The sequence below is a fragment of the Streptomyces sp. NPDC051822 genome (genome assembly GCF_044452745.1).
Classification (GTDB): Bacteria; Actinomycetota; Actinomycetes; order Streptomycetales; family Streptomycetaceae; genus Streptomyces.
This window is the reverse complement of sequence record NZ_JBITBZ010000001.1, coordinates 300179-317879: the sequence shown is the minus strand read 5'-3', so window position 1 is coordinate 317879 and position 17701 is coordinate 300179. Positions and strand designations below refer to the sequence as shown.

Below are 17701 nucleotides of genomic sequence, written 5' to 3'. Positions count from 1 at the left end.
GGAAGGTCCGGCAGGACCGGGCACGACCGGAGGGGGCAGCGACCATGCCGAGCAAGATCGCAGGGACACGCCGGCCTTCCGCCGTACGCGGCGGAGGGCGGGCCCCCGCGACCCCGCGGCGGGTACGCGGCGGAGGGGTGCGGCGGCTCCACGAGCGGGCACGGAAGGCCTGGGACCGGCCGCTGACGGCCTACTACGTGATCATCGGCGCGGGGATGCTCATCACCGCGCTCGGCCTCGTGATGGTCTACTCCGCCTCGATGATCACGGCGCTCCGCTACGACCTGGTGCCCTCGTACTTCTTCCGGAAGCAGTTCTTCGCCGCCCTGCTCGGCACCGGACTCCTCCTGGTCGCCTCCCGGATGCCGGTGAAGCTGCACCGGGCCCTCGCCTACCCGATCCTGGTCGGCGCCGTCTTCCTGATGGTGCTCGTGCAGATCCCCGGGATAGGGCACGCGGTCAACGGCAACCAGAACTGGATCTCCCTCGGCGGGCCCTTCCAGCTCCAGCCCAGCGAGTTCGGCAAGCTGGCGCTGATCCTGTGGGGCGCCGACCTGCTCGCCCGCAAGCACGACACCCGGCTCCTGACCCAGTGGAAGCACATGCTGGTGCCCCTGGTCCCGGGAGCCTTCATGCTGCTCGGGCTGATCATGCTCGGCGGCGACATGGGCACCTCGATCATCCTCGCCGCCATCCTCTTCGGGCTCCTGTGGACCGCCGGAGCACCCACACGGCTCTTCGTCGGGGTGCTCACGGTCGCCGGCGCGATCGGCGTCCTGCTGATCAAGACGAGTGACAACCGGATGAAGCGCTTCGACTGCATCGGAGCGACCGACCCCGGCGGGGAGGGAGCCCCCTGTCTGCAGGCCGCGCACGGAATCTATGCTCTGGCGTCGGGTGGATGGTTCGGTTCCGGTCTCGGTGCGAGCGTCGAGAAATGGGGCCAACTGCCCGAGGCGCACACCGACTTCATCTTCGCGGTCACCGGTGAGGAACTGGGTCTCGCGGGGACGCTGTCGGTACTCGCCCTGTTCGCGGCTCTAGGCTATGCGGGTATCCGCGTGGCCGGAGGCACGGAGGACCCCTTCGTGAGGTTCGCCGCGGGAGGTGTGACCACCTGGATCACGGCTCAGGCCGTGATCAACATCGGTGCGGTGCTCGGTCTGCTGCCGATCGCCGGGGTCCCGCTCCCGTTGTTCTCCTACGGTGGGTCGGCCCTGCTGCCGACCATGTTCGCCGTCGGGCTCCTCATCGCCTTCGCGCGACAGGAACCCGCCGCGAAAGCGGCCCTGGCCATGCGCCGCCCCGGCTGGGGCAAGCGGGCCGGGGTGAGATGGAAGTCGATGCGACGGCGCGTCAAGAAGCGCCCGTCCGGAGAGCGGTGAATTTCGGTGCATGTCGTACTCGCCGGCGGGGGGACCGCCGGCCACATCGAGCCGGCGCTGGCCCTCGCGGACGCCCTGCGCAGGCAGGACCCCAGCGTGGGGATCACGGCGCTCGGCACGGAGAAGGGTCTGGAGACCCGGCTCGTGCCCGAGCGCGGCTATGAGCTGGCCCTGATCCCCGCCGTACCGCTGCCCCGCAAGCCCACCCCCGAGCTGATCACCGTCCCCGGGCGGCTGCGCGGCACGATCAAGGCCGCCGAGCAGATCCTGGAGCGCACCAAGGCGGACTGCGTGGTGGGCTTCGGCGGCTACGTGGCGCTGCCCGGCTATCTCGCGGCCAAGCGGCTCGGTGTGCCCATCGTGGTCCACGAGGCCAACGCCCGGCCCGGGCTCGCCAACAAGATCGGCTCGCGGTACGCGGCCGGGGTCGCCGTCGCCACCCCGGACAGCAAGCTCCGCAACGCGCGCTACATCGGCATCCCGCTGCGGCACACCATCGCGACCCTCGACCGGGCGCGGGTGCGTCCCGAGGCGCGCGCCGCGTTCGGGCTCGACCCGAACCTGCCGACGCTGCTCGTCTCGGGCGGCTCGCAGGGCGCCCGGCGGCTCAACGAGGTCGTCCAGCAGATCGCCCCGGTGCTCCAGCGCTCGGGCATCCAGATCCTGCACGCGGTCGGCCCGAAGAACGAGATGCCGCGCGTCGACAACATGCCCGGAATGCCGCCCTACGTGCCGGTACCGTACGTGGACCGGATGGATCTCGCTTACGCCGCGGCCGACATGATGCTCTGCCGCGCGGGCGCGATGACCGTCGCCGAGCTCTCCGCCGTCGGGCTGCCGGCCGCGTACGTCCCGCTGCCCATCGGCAACGGCGAACAGCGGCTCAACGCCCAGCCGGTGGTCAAGGCCGGCGGCGGACTCCTCGTCGACGACGCGGAGCTGACGCCGCAGTGGGTGCAGGGCAACGTCCTGCCCGTACTGGCCGATCCGCACCGGTTGTACGAGATGTCCCGCGCCGCCGCCGAGTTCGGCCGCCGGGACGCCGACGACCTGCTCGTCGGCATGGTGTACGAGGCGATCGCCGCCCGCCGGCAGGCGTAGCGCGGCGGCTGAGGGCAGGAGACGCCAGGTGGCAGCCGGACCGACGACCGCCGAGAAGAGCGGCGCCAGCACGTCGAAGGGGTCGTCGGACGGTCCGTCCCGCACGGGTGCCCGGAATCGAAAGTTCCGGGTACCCGGCGCCCGGGTGCTCCTGATCGCCCTCGCGGTCCTCGCGCTCGCGGCCGGCGGGGTCTGGGCGCTCTACGGCTCGGCCTGGTTCCGTGTGGAACGTGTGAAGACTTACGGCACCTCGGTCCTGACCCCGCGTGAGGTCGAGGAGGTCGCCGCCGTCCCGGTCGGCGCCCCACTCGTCTCGATCGACACCGAGGCCATCGAGGCCCGGCTCCGTCAGAGGCTGCCGCGCATCGAGTCGGTGGACGTCGTGCGGTCCTGGCCGCACGGAATCGGGCTGAAAGTGACGGAAAGGAAGCCCGTTCTACTGATGAGAAAGGGCGGAAAGTTCGTCGAAGTGGACGCGACCGGTACGCCGTTCGCCACGGTCGACACCGCCCCCCGAGGCGTTCCCCTGCTCGTCCTCGACGCCGCCTCCTCCCCGAGCCTGCGCCGCTTCGACGGAGACCGGCTGCTCAGGGAGGCGGTCCGCGTCCGGGGTGAACTCCCGGCGGAAATCGCCCGCGACACTCGTGTCGTACGCGTCACCTCGTACGACTCCGTCACTCTGGAGCTGACCAGGGGGCGCAGCGTCTTCTGGGGGAGCGGCGAGCACGGTCCGGTCAAGGCCCGGGTGCTCACCGCGCTCCTGAAGGCCACTCCCAAAGCGGGGCACTTCGATGTAAGTGCCCCCACGGCGCCCGCCTCGTCCGGAAGTTGACGGGTATCGCCCCTGGCCAGCACCCTGGTTGGCCAGCGCTACGGGTGATCACATAGGGTGAAAAGAAAAACGGGAGGTTCGGCGTGTTCGTTGAACGTGCGCCGCTTGTCGACTTAGTGTCTCGTTCGGAAGAGTCCAGCGAACAGAGACACTGGTAACCCTAAACTTCAACGTTAGGGTTTGGGTCGGCGTTTCGGACCGTCCCAATCGGCATCCGTCGTCAGCAGCGCGCCCAACCACCGCGCGGCGACGACACGTAACTCGAGGCGAGAGGCCTTCGACGTGGCAGCACCGCAGAACTACCTCGCAGTCATCAAGGTCATCGGTGTCGGCGGCGGTGGTGTCAATGCCATCAACCGAATGATCGAGGTCGGTCTCAAGGGCGTCGAGTTCATCGCGATCAACACCGACGCGCAAGCGCTGTTGATGAGCGACGCCGACGTCAAGCTCGACGTCGGCCGTGAACTCACCCGCGGCCTGGGGGCCGGGGCCAACCCGGCCGTCGGTCGCAAGGCGGCAGAGGACCACCGTGAGGAGATCGAGGAGGTCCTCAAGGGGGCCGACATGGTCTTCGTCACCGCCGGCGAAGGCGGCGGCACCGGCACCGGCGGCGCACCCGTCGTCGCCAACATCGCACGCTCGCTCGGCGCCCTCACGATCGGTGTGGTCACCCGGCCGTTCACCTTCGAGGGACGCCGTCGTGCCAACCAGGCGGAGGACGGCATCGCCGAACTCCGCGAAGAGGTCGACACCCTCATCGTCATCCCGAACGACCGGCTCCTGTCGATCTCGGACCGTCAGGTCTCCGTGCTCGACGCCTTCAAGTCGGCCGACCAGGTGCTGCTGAGCGGTGTCCAGGGCATCACCGACCTGATCACCACCCCGGGTCTGATCAACCTCGACTTCGCCGACGTCAAGTCGGTCATGTCCGAGGCGGGTTCGGCACTCATGGGCATCGGCTCCGCACGCGGCGACGACCGCGCGGTGGCGGCGGCGGAGATGGCGATCTCCTCGCCGCTCCTGGAAGCCTCCATCGACGGCGCCCGCGGCGTGCTGCTCTCCATCTCCGGCGGCAGCGACCTCGGTCTCTTCGAGATCAACGAGGCCGCGCAGCTGGTCAGCGAGGCCGCCCACCCCGAGGCCAACATCATCTTCGGCGCCGTCATCGACGACGCCCTCGGCGACGAGGTCCGGGTCACCGTCATCGCGGCAGGCTTCGACGGCGGCCAGCCGCCGGCCCGCCGGGACAACATCATCGGCTCGGTCTCGGCCAAGCGCGAGGAGCCGGCCCCGGCGCCCCGCCACGTCGAGAACTCCCGCCCGCTGGGCGGCCTCGGCACCGTCGCCCCGCGCGAGGAGCCGGCCCCGGCTCCGGCCGAGCCGGCCCCGGCTGTCAACGAGACCCCGCTGTCGTCGGCCCCTCCGGTCGTCCCGCCGGCCCGTCCGTACGCGGACAGCCAGGCCGAAGAGCTGGACGTCCCGGACTTCCTGAAGTGATAGGACAGCGCTTCGACGCGAACGGCGCGCACTTCGCCTTCACCGACAGGTGGGGCGGGGTGAGCGCCGTTCCGTACGAGGAGCTCAATCTCGGCGGCGCGGTGGGCGACGACCCCGAAGCCGTACGGACCAACCGGGCGCTCGCGGCCGGCGCCCTCGGGCTCGACCCGGCGCGGGTGGTCTGGATGAACCAGGTGCACGGCGCCGACGTCGCCGAGGTCGACGGGCCGTGGGGCGCCGCCGGGATCCCCTCGGTCGATGCCCTCGTCACCACCCGGCCGGGTCTCGGCCTCGCCGTCCTCACCGCGGACTGCGTTCCCGTCCTCCTCGCCGACCCGGTTGCCGGAGTCGCCGCCGCCGCCCACGCCGGACGCCCCGGAATGGTGGCGGGAGTGGTCCCGGCCGCGGTCGCGGCCATGATCGAACTCGGCGCCGATCCCGCCCGCGTCGTCGCCCGCACCGGCCCCGCCGTCTGCGGGCGCTGCTACGAGGTGCCGGAGGCCATGCGGGCCGAGGTCGCCGAGACCGAACCGGCCGCCTGGGCCGAGACGAGCTGGGGAACCCCGGCCGTCGACGTCACCGCCGGAGTGCACGCCCAGCTCGAACGGCTCGGCGTCACCGACCTGCTGGCCAGTACGGTCTGCACCCGGGAATCCGGTGACCACTACTCGTACCGCCGCGATCGCACCACGGGGCGACTCGCGGGATATGTCTGGTTGGACTGAGAAGAGACATGACGGACCGCACGTCGGAACTCGCCGAGAATCTGGCCCTGGTGGAGGCGCGCATCGCCGCGGCCTGCGCCGCCGCCGGACGCCCGCGGGAAGAGGTGACGCTCATCGTGGTCACCAAGACCTACCCCGCGAGCGACGTGAGGATCCTTCACGGACTCGGGGTCCGGCACGTCGCGGAGAACCGCGACCAGGACGCCGCCCCCAAGGCGGCGGCCTGTGCCGACCTTGATCTGACCTGGCACTTCGTGGGCCAGTTGCAGACCAACAAGGTCAGATCCGTGGTGGGTTATGCCGATGTGGTGCAGTCTGTCGACCGCTTGAAGCTCGTTTCCTCCCTCTCCGCCGCGGCGGAGAAGGAGGGCCGCGAACTCGGCTGCCTCCTCCAGGTCGCCCTCGACGCCGGGTCCGGCGAGCGGGGTGAGCGCGGCGGTGTCGCGCCCGACGGGATCGAGGAGTTGGCGGTCGCGGTGGACGCCGCACCCGGACTGCGGCTCGACGGTCTGATGACCGTCGCTCCGCTCGCCGGTCCGTACGCGGGACGGCAACGTGCCGCCTTCGACCGGTTGATGGATTTGTCGACTGCCCTGCGCGCGACCCGTCCGGCTGCGAACATGGTGTCGGCAGGGATGAGCGCGGACCTCGAGGAGGCCGTCGCCGCCGGGGCGACACACGTACGCGTCGGTACGGCGGTACTCGGCGTCCGCCCGAAGCTCGGGTAACGTCGCGAAGCAAGTCGGACCACAGCAGAAAATATGGTCATTCCGCAGAACGGCGGGATGGCTCGTGGATCGCGGGCACTTGGTGACGCTGCGAATTGGCCAGTAGGGCGATCCACCACAGAGCGGAGGAATCGGAGAATGGCCGGCGCGATGCGCAAGATGGCGGTCTACCTCGGCCTCGTGGAGGACGATGGGTACGACGGCCGGGGCTTTGACCCCGACGACGACTTCGAACCCGAGCTGGAGCCGGAGCCCGAGCGCGAACGGCGTCACACCCCTCCGCGCCAGGTGGAGCGCGAGGAGCCGGTACGAGTGGTGCAGCCCCCGGCTCCCCGGGAACCGATCGCCCATTCTGTCCCGGTACTCGCCGAAAGTGGACGTCCGGCCCGAATTGCCCCCGTGGCATCCATCACACCCGAACGTCCGAGCATGGAGAAGAACGCACCGGTGATCATGCCCAAGGTCGTGTCCGAGCGGGAGCCCTACCGCATCACCACGCTGCACCCGCGGACCTACAACGAGGCCCGTACCATCGGGGAACACTTCCGTGAGGGCACCCCGGTGATCATGAACCTCACGGAGATGGACGACACGGACGCGAAGCGACTTGTCGACTTTGCCGCCGGACTCGTCTTCGGGCTCCATGGCAGCATTGAGCGCGTGACGCAGAAGGTGTTCCTGTTGTCGCCTGCTAACGTCGATGTCACGGCGGAGGACAAGGCCCGGATCGCAGAGGGCGGATTCTTCAACCAGAGCTGAGAACACGAGAACCGGACGGGCCGGTCGCGAAGCGGCCGGACAAGTAAGAGCACGTAAGTCAGGGGAGAGGGAAACGCGGGATGGGCGTCGCACTACAGGTGGTCTACATCGTGCTGATGTGCTTCCTCGTCCTCCTGATCGTCCGACTTGTCATGGACTACGTCTTCCAGTTCGCCCGTTCATGGCAACCCGGTAAGGCGATGGTGGTCGTTCTCGAGGCCACTTACACTGTCACCGATCCACCGCTCAAGCTTCTGCGGCGACTCATCCCGCCGCTGCGTCTCGGGGGCGTGGCACTCGACCTGTCCTTCTTCGTTCTGATGATCATCGTCTACATCCTGATCTCCATCGTGAGCAGCTTCGCGAGGTGAATGTGGACGATACGGTCTTGCCGACTGCCGACGACTACGTAGAGGTGAAGAAGAGATGCCGCTGACCCCCGAGGACGTGCGGAACAAGCAGTTCACGACGGTCCGCCTCCGAGAAGGCTATGACGAGGACGAGGTCGATGCCTTCCTCGACGAGGTCGAGGCCGAGCTGACCCGCCTGCTCCGCGAGAACGAGGACCTGCGCGCCAAGCTGGCCGCCGCGACGCGTGCCGCCGCGCAGAACCAGCAGCAGCAGGGGATGCGCAAGCCCCCGGAGCAGCAGGATCGTCCCGTCGGTCCCGGCGCCCCCGTGCCCGCGGCCATATCCGGACCGCCGGTCCAGCAGCAGCCGCCGCAGATGGGCCCGCCGCAGCTTCCGTCCGGTGCCCCGCAGCTTCCCGCCGGCCCGATGCAGGGCGGCCCCATGCAGGGTGGGCCCATGCAGGGCGGCCCGATGCAGGGTGGCCCGATGGGCCCCGGCCCGATGCAGGGCGGCCCGATGGGTCACCCGCAGCAGCAGCAGATGCAGCAGATGCAGCAGCAGCAGATGCCGCCGCAGATGCAGCAGCAGCCTGCCCAGGGTCCCGGTGGCGACAGCGCCGCGCGTGTCCTCTCGCTGGCCCAGCAGACCGCCGACCAGGCGATCGCCGAGGCCCGCTCCGAGGCCAACAAGATCGTCGGCGAGGCGCGTTCCCGCGCCGAGGGTCTGGAGCGGGACGCCCGCGCCAAGGCGGACGCTCTTGAGCGGGACGCCCAGGAGAAGCACCGCGTCGCCATGGGCTCCCTGGAGTCCGCCCGCGCCACGCTCGAGCGCAAGGTCGAGGACCTGCGCGGCTTCGAGCGCGAGTACCGCACGCGGCTGAAGTCGTACCTGGAGTCGCAGCTGCGTCAGCTGGAGACCCAGGCCGACGACTCGCTGGCCCCGCCGCGCACCCCGGCCGCGGCCTCGCTGCCGCCGGCCCCGTCGATGGCCTCGGCCGGCGCGGGCGCGCCGTCCTACGGTGGGAACGGCTCCATGGGCGGTGCGCCGATGGGTGGCGCCCCCTCCTACGGCGGCCAGCAGCAGATGTCCCCGGCGATGACCCAGCCGATGGCTCCGGTCCGCCCGCAGGCGCCGCAGCCGATGCAGCAGGCGCCGGCGCCGATGCGCGGCTTCCTGATCGACGAGGACGACAACTGACGGCGCCCGGTCGCGCGATGAGCGCGTAGCCGTCGGCAGGCTGAAAGGGCCGGTCCCCCACGGGGGGCCGGCCCTTTGCCGTGGGTCAGGGCCTGTCTTCCGGATCGGGCCGGGCTCGCGCGTCCGGGGTACGGAGAAGGGCCCGGCACCACCACTGGTGCCGGGCCCTTCTCCGTATCGCCTACGCCTTGCGGAGGCGGAACGTCAGGGACAGGCCCTCGTCCTCGAACGGGGCGCCGTACGTGCCGTCCGCGTCGCCCCGGGCGTGGTCCGTGGCCAGGACCTCGTCGGCGATGAGGTCCGCGTGGGCCGTGAGGGCCTCGACGGTCTCCGGGGACTCCGACGTCCAGCGCAGGGCGATACGGTCCGCGACGTCCAGACCGCTGTTCTTGCGGGCCTCCTGGATCAGGCGGATCGCGTCACGGGCCAGGCCCGCCTTGCGCAGCTCCGGGGTGATCTCCAGGTCCAGGGCGACCGTCGCGCCCGCGTCGGAGGCGACCGACCAGCCTTCGCGCGGGGTCTCCGTGATGATGACCTCCTCGGGGGTGACGGTGATCGTCTCCCCGTTCACCTCCAGGGTCGCCTCGCCCTCGCGCAGGGCCAGCGAGAGCGCCGCCGCGTCGGCCGCCGCGACCGCCTTCGCCACGTCCTGGACGCCCTTGCCGAAGCGCTTGCCGAGCGCGCGGAAGTTGGCCTTCGCCGTCGTGTCGACGAGCGAGCCGCCGACCTCCGACAGGGACGCGAGGGAGCTGACGTTCAGCTCCTCCGTGATCTGGGCCTGGAGCTCGGGGGAGAGGGACGCGAAGCCCGACGCCGCCACCAGCGCGCGGGAGAGCGGCTGGCGGGTCTTCACCCCCGACTCGGCGCGGGTCGCCCGGCCCAGCTCCACCAGACGCCGGACGAGCAGCATCTGCTCCGAGAGCGTCTTGTCGATCCGGGTCGTGTCCGCCTCGGGCCAGGTGGCCAGGTGGACGGATTCCGGGGCGTCCGGCGTCACCGGCGCCACCAGGTCCTGCCAGACCCGCTCCGTGATGAACGGGGTCAGCGGCGCCATCAGGCGGGTGACCGTCTCGATCACGTCGTGGAGGGTGCGCAGCGCCGCCTTGTCGCCCTGCCAGAAGCGGCGGCGGGACCGGCGTACGTACCAGTTCGACAGGTCGTCGACGAAGGCCGAGATCAGCTTGCCGGTGCGCTGGGTGTCGTACGACTCCATCGCCTCGGTCGTCTCGGCGACCAGCGTGTTCAGCTCGGAGAGCAGCCAGCGGTCGAGGACCGTGCGGTCGGCCGGTGCCGGGTCCGCCGCGCTCGGCGCCCAGCCGGACGTACGGGCGTACAGCGCCTGGAAGGCGACCGTGTTCCAGTACGTCAGGAGCGTCTTGCGGACGACCTCCTGGATCGTGCCGTGGCCCACCCGGCGCGCCGCCCACGGCGAGCCGCCGGCCGCCATGAACCAGCGGACGGCGTCGGCACCGTGCTGGTCCATCAGCGGGATGGGCTGGAGGATGTTGCCCAGGTGCTTGGACATCTTGCGGCCGTCCTCGGCGAGGATGTGGCCCAGGCAGACCACGTTCTCGTAGGACGACTTGTCGAAGACGAGGGTGCCGACCGCCATCAGCGTGTAGAACCAGCCGCGGGTCTGGTCGATGGCCTCGGAGATGAACTGGGCCGGGTACCGGGACTCGAACAGTTCCTTGTTCTCGTACGGGTAGCCGTACTGCGCGAACGGCATCGATCCCGAGTCGTACCAGGCGTCGATGACCTCGGGTACGCGCGTCGCCGTCTTCCCGCAGCCCCCGGTCGGGCAGGCGAACGTGACCGCGTCGATGTACGGGCGGTGCGGGTCGAGCTCCGACTGGTCCGTGCCGGTCAGCTCGGTCAGCTCGGCGCGCGAGCCGGCGCACGTCAGGTGGTCGTCCTCGCAGCGCCAGATCGGCAGCGGGGTGCCCCAGTAGCGGTTCCGGGAGAGCGCCCAGTCGACGTTGTTCGTCAGCCAGTCGCCGAAGCGGCCGTGCTTGACCGAGTCCGGGAACCAGTTGGTCCGCTCGTTCTCGGCGAGCATGCGGTCCTTGACCGCGGTCGTGCGGATGTACCAGGACGGCTGCGCGTAGTAGAGCAGGGCCGTGTGGCAGCGCCAGCAGTGCGGGTAGCTGTGCTCGTACGCGATGTGCCGGAAGAGCAGGCCGCGGGCGTCCAGGTCGGCGGTGAGCGCCTCGTCGGCCTTCTTGAAGAAGACGCCGCCGACCAGCGGCACGTCCTCCTCGAAGGTGCCGTCGGGGCGGACCGGGTTCACGACCGGCAGGCCGTACGCCTTGCAGACCTTGAGGTCGTCCTCACCGAAGGCGGGGGACTGGTGGACCAGGCCCGTACCGTCCTCGGTCGTCACGTACTCGGCGTTGACGACGTAGTGCGCCGGGGCGTCGAACGGGATCAGCTCGAAGGGGCGCCGGTACGTCCAGCGCTCCATCTCGGCGCCCGTGAACGACTCGCCGGTGGTGACCCAGCCCTCGCCGAGGGCCTTCTCGAGCAGCGGCTGCGCGACCACGAGCCGCTCGTCGCCGTCGGTGGCGACCACGTAGGTGACCTCGGGGTGGGCGGCGACCGCCGTGTTGGACACCAGGGTCCACGGGGTCGTCGTCCAGACGAGGAGCGCCGCCTTCCCGGCCAGCGGTCCCGAGGTCAGCGGGAAGCGGACGTAGACGGAGGGGTCGACGACCGTCTCGTAGCCCTGGGCCAGCTCGTGGTCGGAGAGGCCGGTGCCGCAGCGGGGGCACCAGGGGGCGACGCGGTGGTCCTGGACGAGGAGGTCCTTGTCGAAGATCTGCTTCAGGGACCACCAGACCGACTCGATGTACGAGGGGTCCATGGTCCGGTACGCGTCGTCCAGGTCGACCCAGTAGCCCATGCGGGTCGTGAGCTCGGCGAAGGCGTCGGTGTGGCGGGTCACGGACTCGCGGCACTTGTCGTTGAACGCGGCGATGCCGTATTCCTCGATGTCCTTCTTGCCGGAGAAGCCGAGCTCCTTCTCGACGGCGAGCTCGACCGGCAGGCCGTGGCAGTCCCAGCCGGCCTTGCGGGCCACGTGGTAGCCGCGCATGGTCCGGAAGCGGGGGAAGACGTCCTTGAAGACGCGGGCCTCGATGTGGTGCGCACCGGGCATGCCGTTGGCCGTGGGCGGGCCTTCGTAGAACACCCACTCGGGGCGTCCTTCGGACTGTTCGAGGGTCTTGGCGAAGACCTTGTTCTCGTGCCAGAAATCGAGCACGGCGTGCTCCATCGCGGGCAGGTCTACCTGGGCGGGCACCTGGCGGTACTGCGGCGGTGTCATCGAGTTCCTCCGGCGGACTGTCGTCGTTCCGTCGGAGGGACGAGAGCGCTGCTCCCGCGGTACCACCCTCCTTGGCCCGGGGCGCACCCGCCCTGAGCCCCCTCATTGGGGTCGCGACGCCGGGTCTAGTCACCGCGCTTTCGTGCGGCTTTCTTCCGACGGCTCCGGGGTGATGCTTCACATCGGGCTCGCCCCCGGGCTCTCACCGTCCCCGGGTCGCTCATGGCTGCGTACGACGCTACTCGTCCCCATCCAAGCCTTTCGCTGGGCCCAGTGTACGGGCCCCGGAGCCCGGCGGCAGACCGGTTTTCCGTGACCCGAATGGCCATACGGGCGGGCGGGACTCGGGGTACGGCCATGTGGGGGAGGGGCGGGACGGATTACCCGGCGGGGAGCTGGGCACAACGGAGGCAGGCCCGCCCCGAGGGGCGCGGGGGCGGGTGGGAACGGCGGCGTGCCCCGTTGCCGCGGGCCTTGGGCCGATTTATCGTCCCAGCACGATTCGCGAGCAAGATCACAAAATGTGAAGGGGCCGCGACATGGTGGCGAAGAAGACCGCCGCGAAGAAGACCTCGACCGCCGGTTCCACCGGTTCGGCCGAGGGCACCAAGGACGTGGCCGGGAAGAAGACGACGGTCGCGGAGCCGCCGACGGTCGCGAAGAATGCGAGGACCACGAAGAAGGCGCACGACGCGAAGGAGCCGGCAGCCGCGCGGAAGTCGGTCGTGAAGAAGGCGGCCACGGAGGACACGGCCGCGGAGGACGCGGTCACCGCCGCCGAGCGGACGCCCGCCGAGCAGACGCCTGCCAAGAAGGCCGTGGCGAAGAAGGCGGCCGCCAAGAAGGCGCCCGCCGCGAAGAAGCAGACAGGAGCCAGGACGGTGGCAGCGAAGAAGACCGCGGGTGGCGTCACGACCGCCGGGGACGAGACCGCCGTGCCTCCGGCCCGTACCGGCGAGCTCGCGGTGCGGCCGGGCGAGGACCCCTGGACCCCGGCGGAGGTCACCGAGGCCCGCACCGTGCTCCAGTCGGAGGTGCTCAGGCTCCGCAGCGAGCTCGCGCACTCGCAGGAGGAGCTCACCGGCCTCATGCGGGACTCCGGTGACGGTGCGGGGGACGACCAGGCCGACACGGGCACCAAGAACATCACCCGGGAGCACGAGCTGGCCCTGGCGGCCAACGCGCGGGAGATGCTGGAGCAGACCGAGCACGCCCTGGAACGGCTCGACGCCGGCACGTACGGGCTCTGCGAGGTGTGCGGCAAGCCGATCGGCAAGGCGCGGATGCAGGCCTTCCCGCGGGCCACGCTCTGCGTCGAGGACAAGCAGCGGCAGGAGCGGCGTGGCTGACGATCTCGGCTGACGGTCTCGTACGCCTGTGCCGTACCCTCGGTGCACGGTCAGGCATCGAGGTCGAGGGACTCACTCACGTGGCAGAGGCGGAGCGCATCATCGGTACGCCGGATTCAGCAGGGGCCGACGGGTCGGTCCCCTCCGACGAGACGGCCGTCCCCGACGGGTCGGCCGCCTCCGACGGGTCGGCCGCTTCCGGGGAGCGGCCGCGCGGCAGGCGCAGGATCCTCGCCCTGTTCGTGGTGGCCGTCGTCGCCTACCTGCTCGACCTGGGCAGCAAGATGCTCGTGGTCGCCAAGCTGGAGGGCCGCGAGCCGATCCGGGTGATCGGCGACGTGCTGCGCTTCGACGCCATCCGGAACCCGGGTGCCGCGTTCGGCATGGGCGAGGCCTTCACGATTATCTTCACCTGTATCGCCGTCGCCGTGATCGTCGTGATCATCCGGCTCGCGCGCAAGCTCTACAGCCTGCCCTGGGCCATCGCGCTCGGCCTGCTGCTGGGCGGCGCGCTGGGCAACCTCACGGACCGGATCTTCCGCTCGCCGGGGGTCTTCGAGGGCGCCGTGGTCGACTTCATCGCCCCCGCGCACTTCGCCGTCTTCAACCTCGCCGACTCGGCGATCGTGTGCGGCGGCATCCTCATCGTGATCCTGTCGTTCCGGGGTCTGGACCCGGACGGAACGGTCCACAAGGACTGACGCCGGACGGAGCACCTCGCGCACCAGGCATACTCGACGGGTGAGCATGAGTCCCGAGATCCGCACGCTGCCCGTTCCCGATGGCCTTGAGGGCGAGCGCGTCGACGCCGCCATCGCCCGTATGTTCGGGTTCTCCCGTACGAAGGCGGCCGAGCTGGCCGCCGCTGGGAAGGTCCAGGTCGACGGCTCCGTCGTCGGCAAGTCCGAGCGGGTGAGCGGCGGGGCGTGGCTGGAGGTCGAGATGCCGGGCGCGGCCGCGCCCGTCCAGATCGTCGCCGAGCCCGTCGACGGCATGGAGATCATCCACGACGACGACGACATCGTCGTGATCATGAAGCCGGTCGGCGTGGCCGCGCACCCCAGCCCCGGCTGGACCGGCACCACGGTCATCGGCGGCCTCGCCGCCGCCGGCTACCGCATCTCCACCTCCGGCGCCGCCGAGCGCCAGGGCATCGTGCACCGCCTCGACGTCGGCACCTCCGGTCTGATGGTGGTCGCCAAGTCGGAGTACGCGTACACCTCGCTCAAGCGCCAGTTCAAGGAGCGCGTGGTCGACAAGCGCTACCACGCCCTGGTGCAGGGGCACCCCGACCCGATGAGCGGCACCATCGACGCCCCCATCGGCCGGCACCCGAACCACGACTACAAGTGGGCGGTCACCGCCGAGGGCAAGCCCTCGGTCACGCACTACGACCTCATCGAGGCGTACCGCTCGGCCTCGCTGCTCGACATCAAGCTGGAGACGGGCCGCACCCACCAGATCCGGGTGCACATGTCCGCCCACCGCCACCCCTGCGTCGGCGACCTCACCTACGGCGCCGACCCGACGATCGCCAAGCGCCTCGGCCTGACCCGGCAGTGGCTGCACGCCGTCCGCCTCGGCTTCGAGCACCCGGGCGACGGCTCGTGGGTCGAGTTCGCCAGCACCTACCCCGAGGACCTGCGCAAGGCCCTCGACCGGATCGCGGCGGAGAGCCAGTGAGTGCCGCGTTCGGCGTCCGCGAGGCGCTGGACCCCGAGGACCGGGAGGCGTGCTTCGCGGTGCGCCGTGAGGTCTTCGTCGAGGAGCAGGGCGTTCCGCAGGAGCTGGAGTACGACGCGTACGACGCGACCGCGGCGCATGTGCTCGCCGTGCGCGAGGACGGGCTGCCGCTGGGCACCGGGCGCCTTCTGTTCGGGGCGGACGCGGTGGGGAAGACCGGCGGCGACGCCTCGGTGGGCTCGCTGGGCCGGCTCGCGGTCGCCAAGGCGGCCCGCGGCCTCGGCGTCGGCGCCGCGCTCGTCCGGGCGGTCGAGGGCGTGGCGCGCGAGCGCGGTCTGACCGCCGTCGACCTGCACGCGCAGACCCACGCGCTGGGCTTCTACGAGCGCCTCGGCTACGAGGCGTACGGCCCTGAGTTCCCCGACGCGGGCATGCCGCACCGGGCGATGCGAAAGGTCCTGTAGGCGGAGGTCTCTCCGGGCGTGGGCCGGGCGCCGTCGTTGTCCGTCTCCTGATGCCCCTTCGGGGCGAAAGGGCTCAAACGGGCATACGTGGCAGGGTGGGGCCGTGGATCAATTGGCCCTGTTGTTCTTGCTGCTGCTCGGCGCCCTGCTGACCGTCCCCCTCGGTGAGCGGCTCGGGCTGCCCGCCCCCGTCCTGATGACCCTCATCGGGATCGTGCTGGCCTTCCTGCCCTTCGTGCCGAACGTCGAGATCCCGCCGGAACTCATCCTCCCGCTGGTCCTGCCCCCGCTGCTGTACGCCTCCGTGCAGCGCACCTCCTGGCGCCAGTTCGCGGCCAACAGACGGCCCATCTTCCTGCTCGCCGTCGCCCTGGTCTTCGTCACCACGGCCGCCGTCGGCGCGGTCGCGCACTCGCTCGTGCCCGGTCTGCCGCTGGCCGCCGCCATCGCGCTCGGCGCCCTCGTCGCGCCGCCCGACCCGGTCGCGGCGACGGCAGTGGCCGGCTCGCTCGGACTGCCCCGCCGTCTGGTGTCGATCCTGGAGGGCGAGGGCCTCTTCAACGACGTCACGGCGATCGTGCTCTACCACGTGGCCATCGCCGCCGCCGTCAGCGGCTCCTTCTCCTGGCCCGAGGCGGTCGGCGCGCTGGTGCTCTCCGCCGTGGTCGCCCTGGTCGTCGGTCTGGGGCTGGGCTGGCTCTCCAACAAGCTCATCGGGGTCCTGGGCGACGCCACCCTCCAGACCGGCCTCACCCTCCTCGTGCCCTTCGTGAGCTACGTGCTCGCCGAGGAACTGCACGGCTCCGGCGTCCTCGCCGTCCTGGTCACGGCCCTCTTCCTCGCCGAGCACGCGGCCGACGCCGACGACGTGATGGGCCGGCTCGCAGGGCAGACCTTCTGGCAGATCGTCGACACCCTCGTCACGGGCATCGCCTTCGGCCTCATCGGACTCGAACTCGTCCACGTCTTCGGGGTGGCGGACGGGCACGGCCTGGAGATGCTCGGCTGGGGCGCCGCCGTCGTCGCGGTGGTCGTCGGGGTCCGGCTCCTCTGGCTGCTGCCCGCCACCTGGCTCGCGAAGCGGCTGCACACGCGCCGGGACGTCGACGAGGAGATCCCGACGAGCTGGCGGGAGACCGTCGTCATGTGGTGGGCGGGGATGCGCGGCGTGGCCTCGGTCGCCCTCGCGCTCGCCATCCCGCTCCGTACCGACGACGGCTCTCCCTTCCCCGGCCGCGACGAGATCGTCTTCATCGCCTTCTGTGTGATCATCGCCACCCTCGTCTTCCAGGGGCTCACCCTGCCCTGGCTGGTGAAGCGGCTCGGGGTGCGGGCCGACGCGGACGCCGAGCGGGCCCTTGAGCGAGATCTGGCCATCCGGGCCGCGAAGGCCGCCAAGCGCAGGCTCAGGGAGATCGAGGAGGTCGAGGAGCTGCCCGAGGACCTCCAGGAGCGGCTGCTGCGCGGGGCGTACGACATCGGGGCGCGGATCAGCCCCGACATGGTCGACGAGGAGCGGAAGACCGCCTTCGCCGAGCGCTCGAAGCGGTTCAAGGCCGTGCAGCGGATCCAGCGCGAGCTGATGTCGGCCGCCCGGCACGAGGTCCTCTCGGCGCGCAGCGAGCCGGGCGCCGACCCGGAGGTGGTGGACCGGGTGCTGCGCCAGCTGGACGTGCGCAGCCTGCGGTGAGGCCGGTGGCCCGGGGCCGGATGGCAGGATGGGACGCATGGACATCATGCTCTTCCACTCGGCCTACGGGCTGACCCCTTCCGTCGAGGCCGCTGCCGAGCGGCTCCGCGCCGCCGGGCACCAGGTCTGGACACCGGACCTCTACGGGGGCCGGACGGTCGGGACCGTGGAGGAGGGTGTGGAGCTCCGGGACGAGATCGGCAAGGACGAGCTGCTGAAGCGGGCGGTCCTCGCCGCCGCCCCCTACTCCGAGCGCGGACTGGTCTACATGGGCCTCTCCCTCGGGGCCTCTATCGCGCAGACGCTGGCGCTCGGGGACGAGAAGGCGCGCGGTCTGCTGCTGTTCCACGGCACCTCGGACCTGGCGGAGTCCGCGTCGGTGGACGAGCTGCCGGTGCAGCTGCACGTGGCCGATCCCGACCCGTTCGAGACGCACGACTGGCTGTCCTCCTGGTACCTCCAGATGCGCAAGGCGGGGGCGGACGTGGAGATCTACCGTTACCCGGGCGCCGGGCACGTGTTCACGGACGCGGAGCTGCCGGACTGGGACGAGGAGGCGGCCGAGCGGTCCTGGTCGGTGGCGCTGGCCTTCATCGAGGACCTGTAGGACCTGTT

General features: G+C 70.8%; 16 protein-coding genes. 15 read left to right on the top strand and 1 reads right to left on the bottom strand.

Going from position 1 to position 17701, the window contains the following annotated elements; genetic code table 11:
- Nucleotides 1–44: 44 nt before the first annotated feature.
- The 9 genes from ftsW (at nt 45) to ACIA8N_RS01405 (ending at nt 8575) form a co-directional block, all read left to right on the top strand.
- The gene (ftsW, locus tag ACIA8N_RS01445) at nt 45–1385 is read left to right on the top strand and encodes a putative lipid II flippase FtsW (protein ID WP_365776963.1); all 1341 of its coding nucleotides are present in this window, start codon (nt 45–47) and stop codon (nt 1383–1385) included.
- Between the two features lie 6 nt (nt 1386–1391).
- The gene (gene murG / locus ACIA8N_RS01440; RefSeq protein WP_024757246.1) at nt 1392–2486 is read left to right on the top strand and encodes an undecaprenyldiphospho-muramoylpentapeptide beta-N-acetylglucosaminyltransferase; all 1095 of its coding nucleotides are present in this window, start codon (nt 1392–1394) and stop codon (nt 2484–2486) included.
- Nucleotides 2487–2514: 28 nt separating this feature from the next.
- The gene (locus ACIA8N_RS01435) at nt 2515–3318 is read left to right on the top strand and encodes an FtsQ-type POTRA domain-containing protein (protein WP_365776961.1); all 804 of its coding nucleotides are present in this window, start codon (nt 2515–2517) and stop codon (nt 3316–3318) included.
- 282 nt (nt 3319–3600) lie between these two features.
- Nucleotides 3601–4815 (top strand): cell division protein FtsZ, encoded by a 1215-nt coding sequence (gene ftsZ, locus ACIA8N_RS01430; RefSeq protein ID WP_030547340.1) that lies wholly within the window; start codon nt 3601–3603, stop codon nt 4813–4815.
- A complete protein-coding gene (pgeF, locus tag ACIA8N_RS01425; RefSeq protein ID WP_365776959.1) occupies nt 4812–5540 on the top strand; it encodes a peptidoglycan editing factor PgeF in 729 nt (242 codons plus the stop codon). Before ftsZ ends, pgeF begins: the two co-directional genes overlap by 4 nt.
- 8 nt (nt 5541–5548) lie before the next feature.
- Nucleotides 5549–6268 (top strand): YggS family pyridoxal phosphate-dependent enzyme, encoded by a 720-nt coding sequence (locus ACIA8N_RS01420; RefSeq protein ID WP_365776957.1) that lies wholly within the window; start codon nt 5549–5551, stop codon nt 6266–6268.
- Nucleotides 6269–6406: 138 nt separating this feature from the next.
- Nucleotides 6407–7027 carry a cell division protein SepF gene (locus ACIA8N_RS01415; RefSeq protein WP_351819012.1) on the top strand — a complete coding sequence of 207 codons (621 nt, stop codon included), beginning with the start codon at nt 6407–6409 and terminating at the stop codon, nt 7025–7027.
- Nucleotides 7028–7107: 80 nt separating this feature from the next.
- Nucleotides 7108–7398 (top strand): YggT family protein, encoded by a 291-nt coding sequence (locus ACIA8N_RS01410; RefSeq protein WP_017238790.1) that lies wholly within the window; start codon nt 7108–7110, stop codon nt 7396–7398.
- A 55-nt stretch (nt 7399–7453) separates the two neighbouring features.
- Nucleotides 7454–8575 (top strand): DivIVA domain-containing protein, encoded by a 1122-nt coding sequence (locus tag ACIA8N_RS01405; protein WP_365776954.1) that lies wholly within the window; start codon nt 7454–7456, stop codon nt 8573–8575.
- A 181-nt stretch (nt 8576–8756) separates the two neighbouring features.
- On the opposite strand, the gene ileS is transcribed toward ACIA8N_RS01405, so the two are convergent.
- Nucleotides 8757–11900 (bottom strand): isoleucine--tRNA ligase, encoded by a 3144-nt coding sequence (ileS, locus tag ACIA8N_RS01400; protein ID WP_365776952.1) that lies wholly within the window; start codon nt 11898–11900, stop codon nt 8757–8759.
- 539 nt (nt 11901–12439) lie between these two features.
- On the opposite strand from ileS, the gene ACIA8N_RS01395 reads away from it, so the two are divergent.
- The 6 genes from ACIA8N_RS01395 to ACIA8N_RS01370 all read left to right on the top strand — a co-directional run bounded on the left by ACIA8N_RS01395 (nt 12440) and on the right by ACIA8N_RS01370 (nt 17693).
- Nucleotides 12440–13249, top strand: coding sequence for a TraR/DksA C4-type zinc finger protein (locus ACIA8N_RS01395; protein ID WP_365776950.1), 810 nt, complete (start codon nt 12440–12442; stop codon nt 13247–13249).
- Between the two features lie 80 nt (nt 13250–13329).
- Nucleotides 13330–13950: a signal peptidase II gene (lspA, locus tag ACIA8N_RS01390; protein ID WP_365776948.1), complete on the top strand. Its 621-nt coding sequence runs from the start codon at nt 13330–13332 to the stop codon at nt 13948–13950.
- 40 nt (nt 13951–13990) lie between these two features.
- On the top strand, nt 13991–14932 hold the full coding sequence (locus ACIA8N_RS01385; protein ID WP_365776946.1) for an RluA family pseudouridine synthase: 942 nt from the start codon (nt 13991–13993) through the stop codon (nt 14930–14932).
- A complete protein-coding gene (locus ACIA8N_RS01380; protein ID WP_365776944.1) occupies nt 14929–15396 on the top strand; it encodes a GNAT family N-acetyltransferase in 468 nt (155 codons plus the stop codon). The genes ACIA8N_RS01385 and ACIA8N_RS01380 overlap by 4 nt, the downstream gene beginning before the upstream one ends.
- Nucleotides 15397–15499: 103 nt before the next feature.
- The gene (locus ACIA8N_RS01375; protein WP_365776942.1) at nt 15500–17086 is read left to right on the top strand and encodes a Na+/H+ antiporter; all 1587 of its coding nucleotides are present in this window, start codon (nt 15500–15502) and stop codon (nt 17084–17086) included.
- A gap of 28 nt (nt 17087–17114) precedes the next feature.
- Nucleotides 17115–17693, top strand: a complete 579-nt coding sequence (locus ACIA8N_RS01370; protein ID WP_365776940.1) for a dienelactone hydrolase family protein — start codon at nt 17115–17117, stop codon at nt 17691–17693.
- Nucleotides 17694–17701 lie beyond the last annotated feature (8 nt).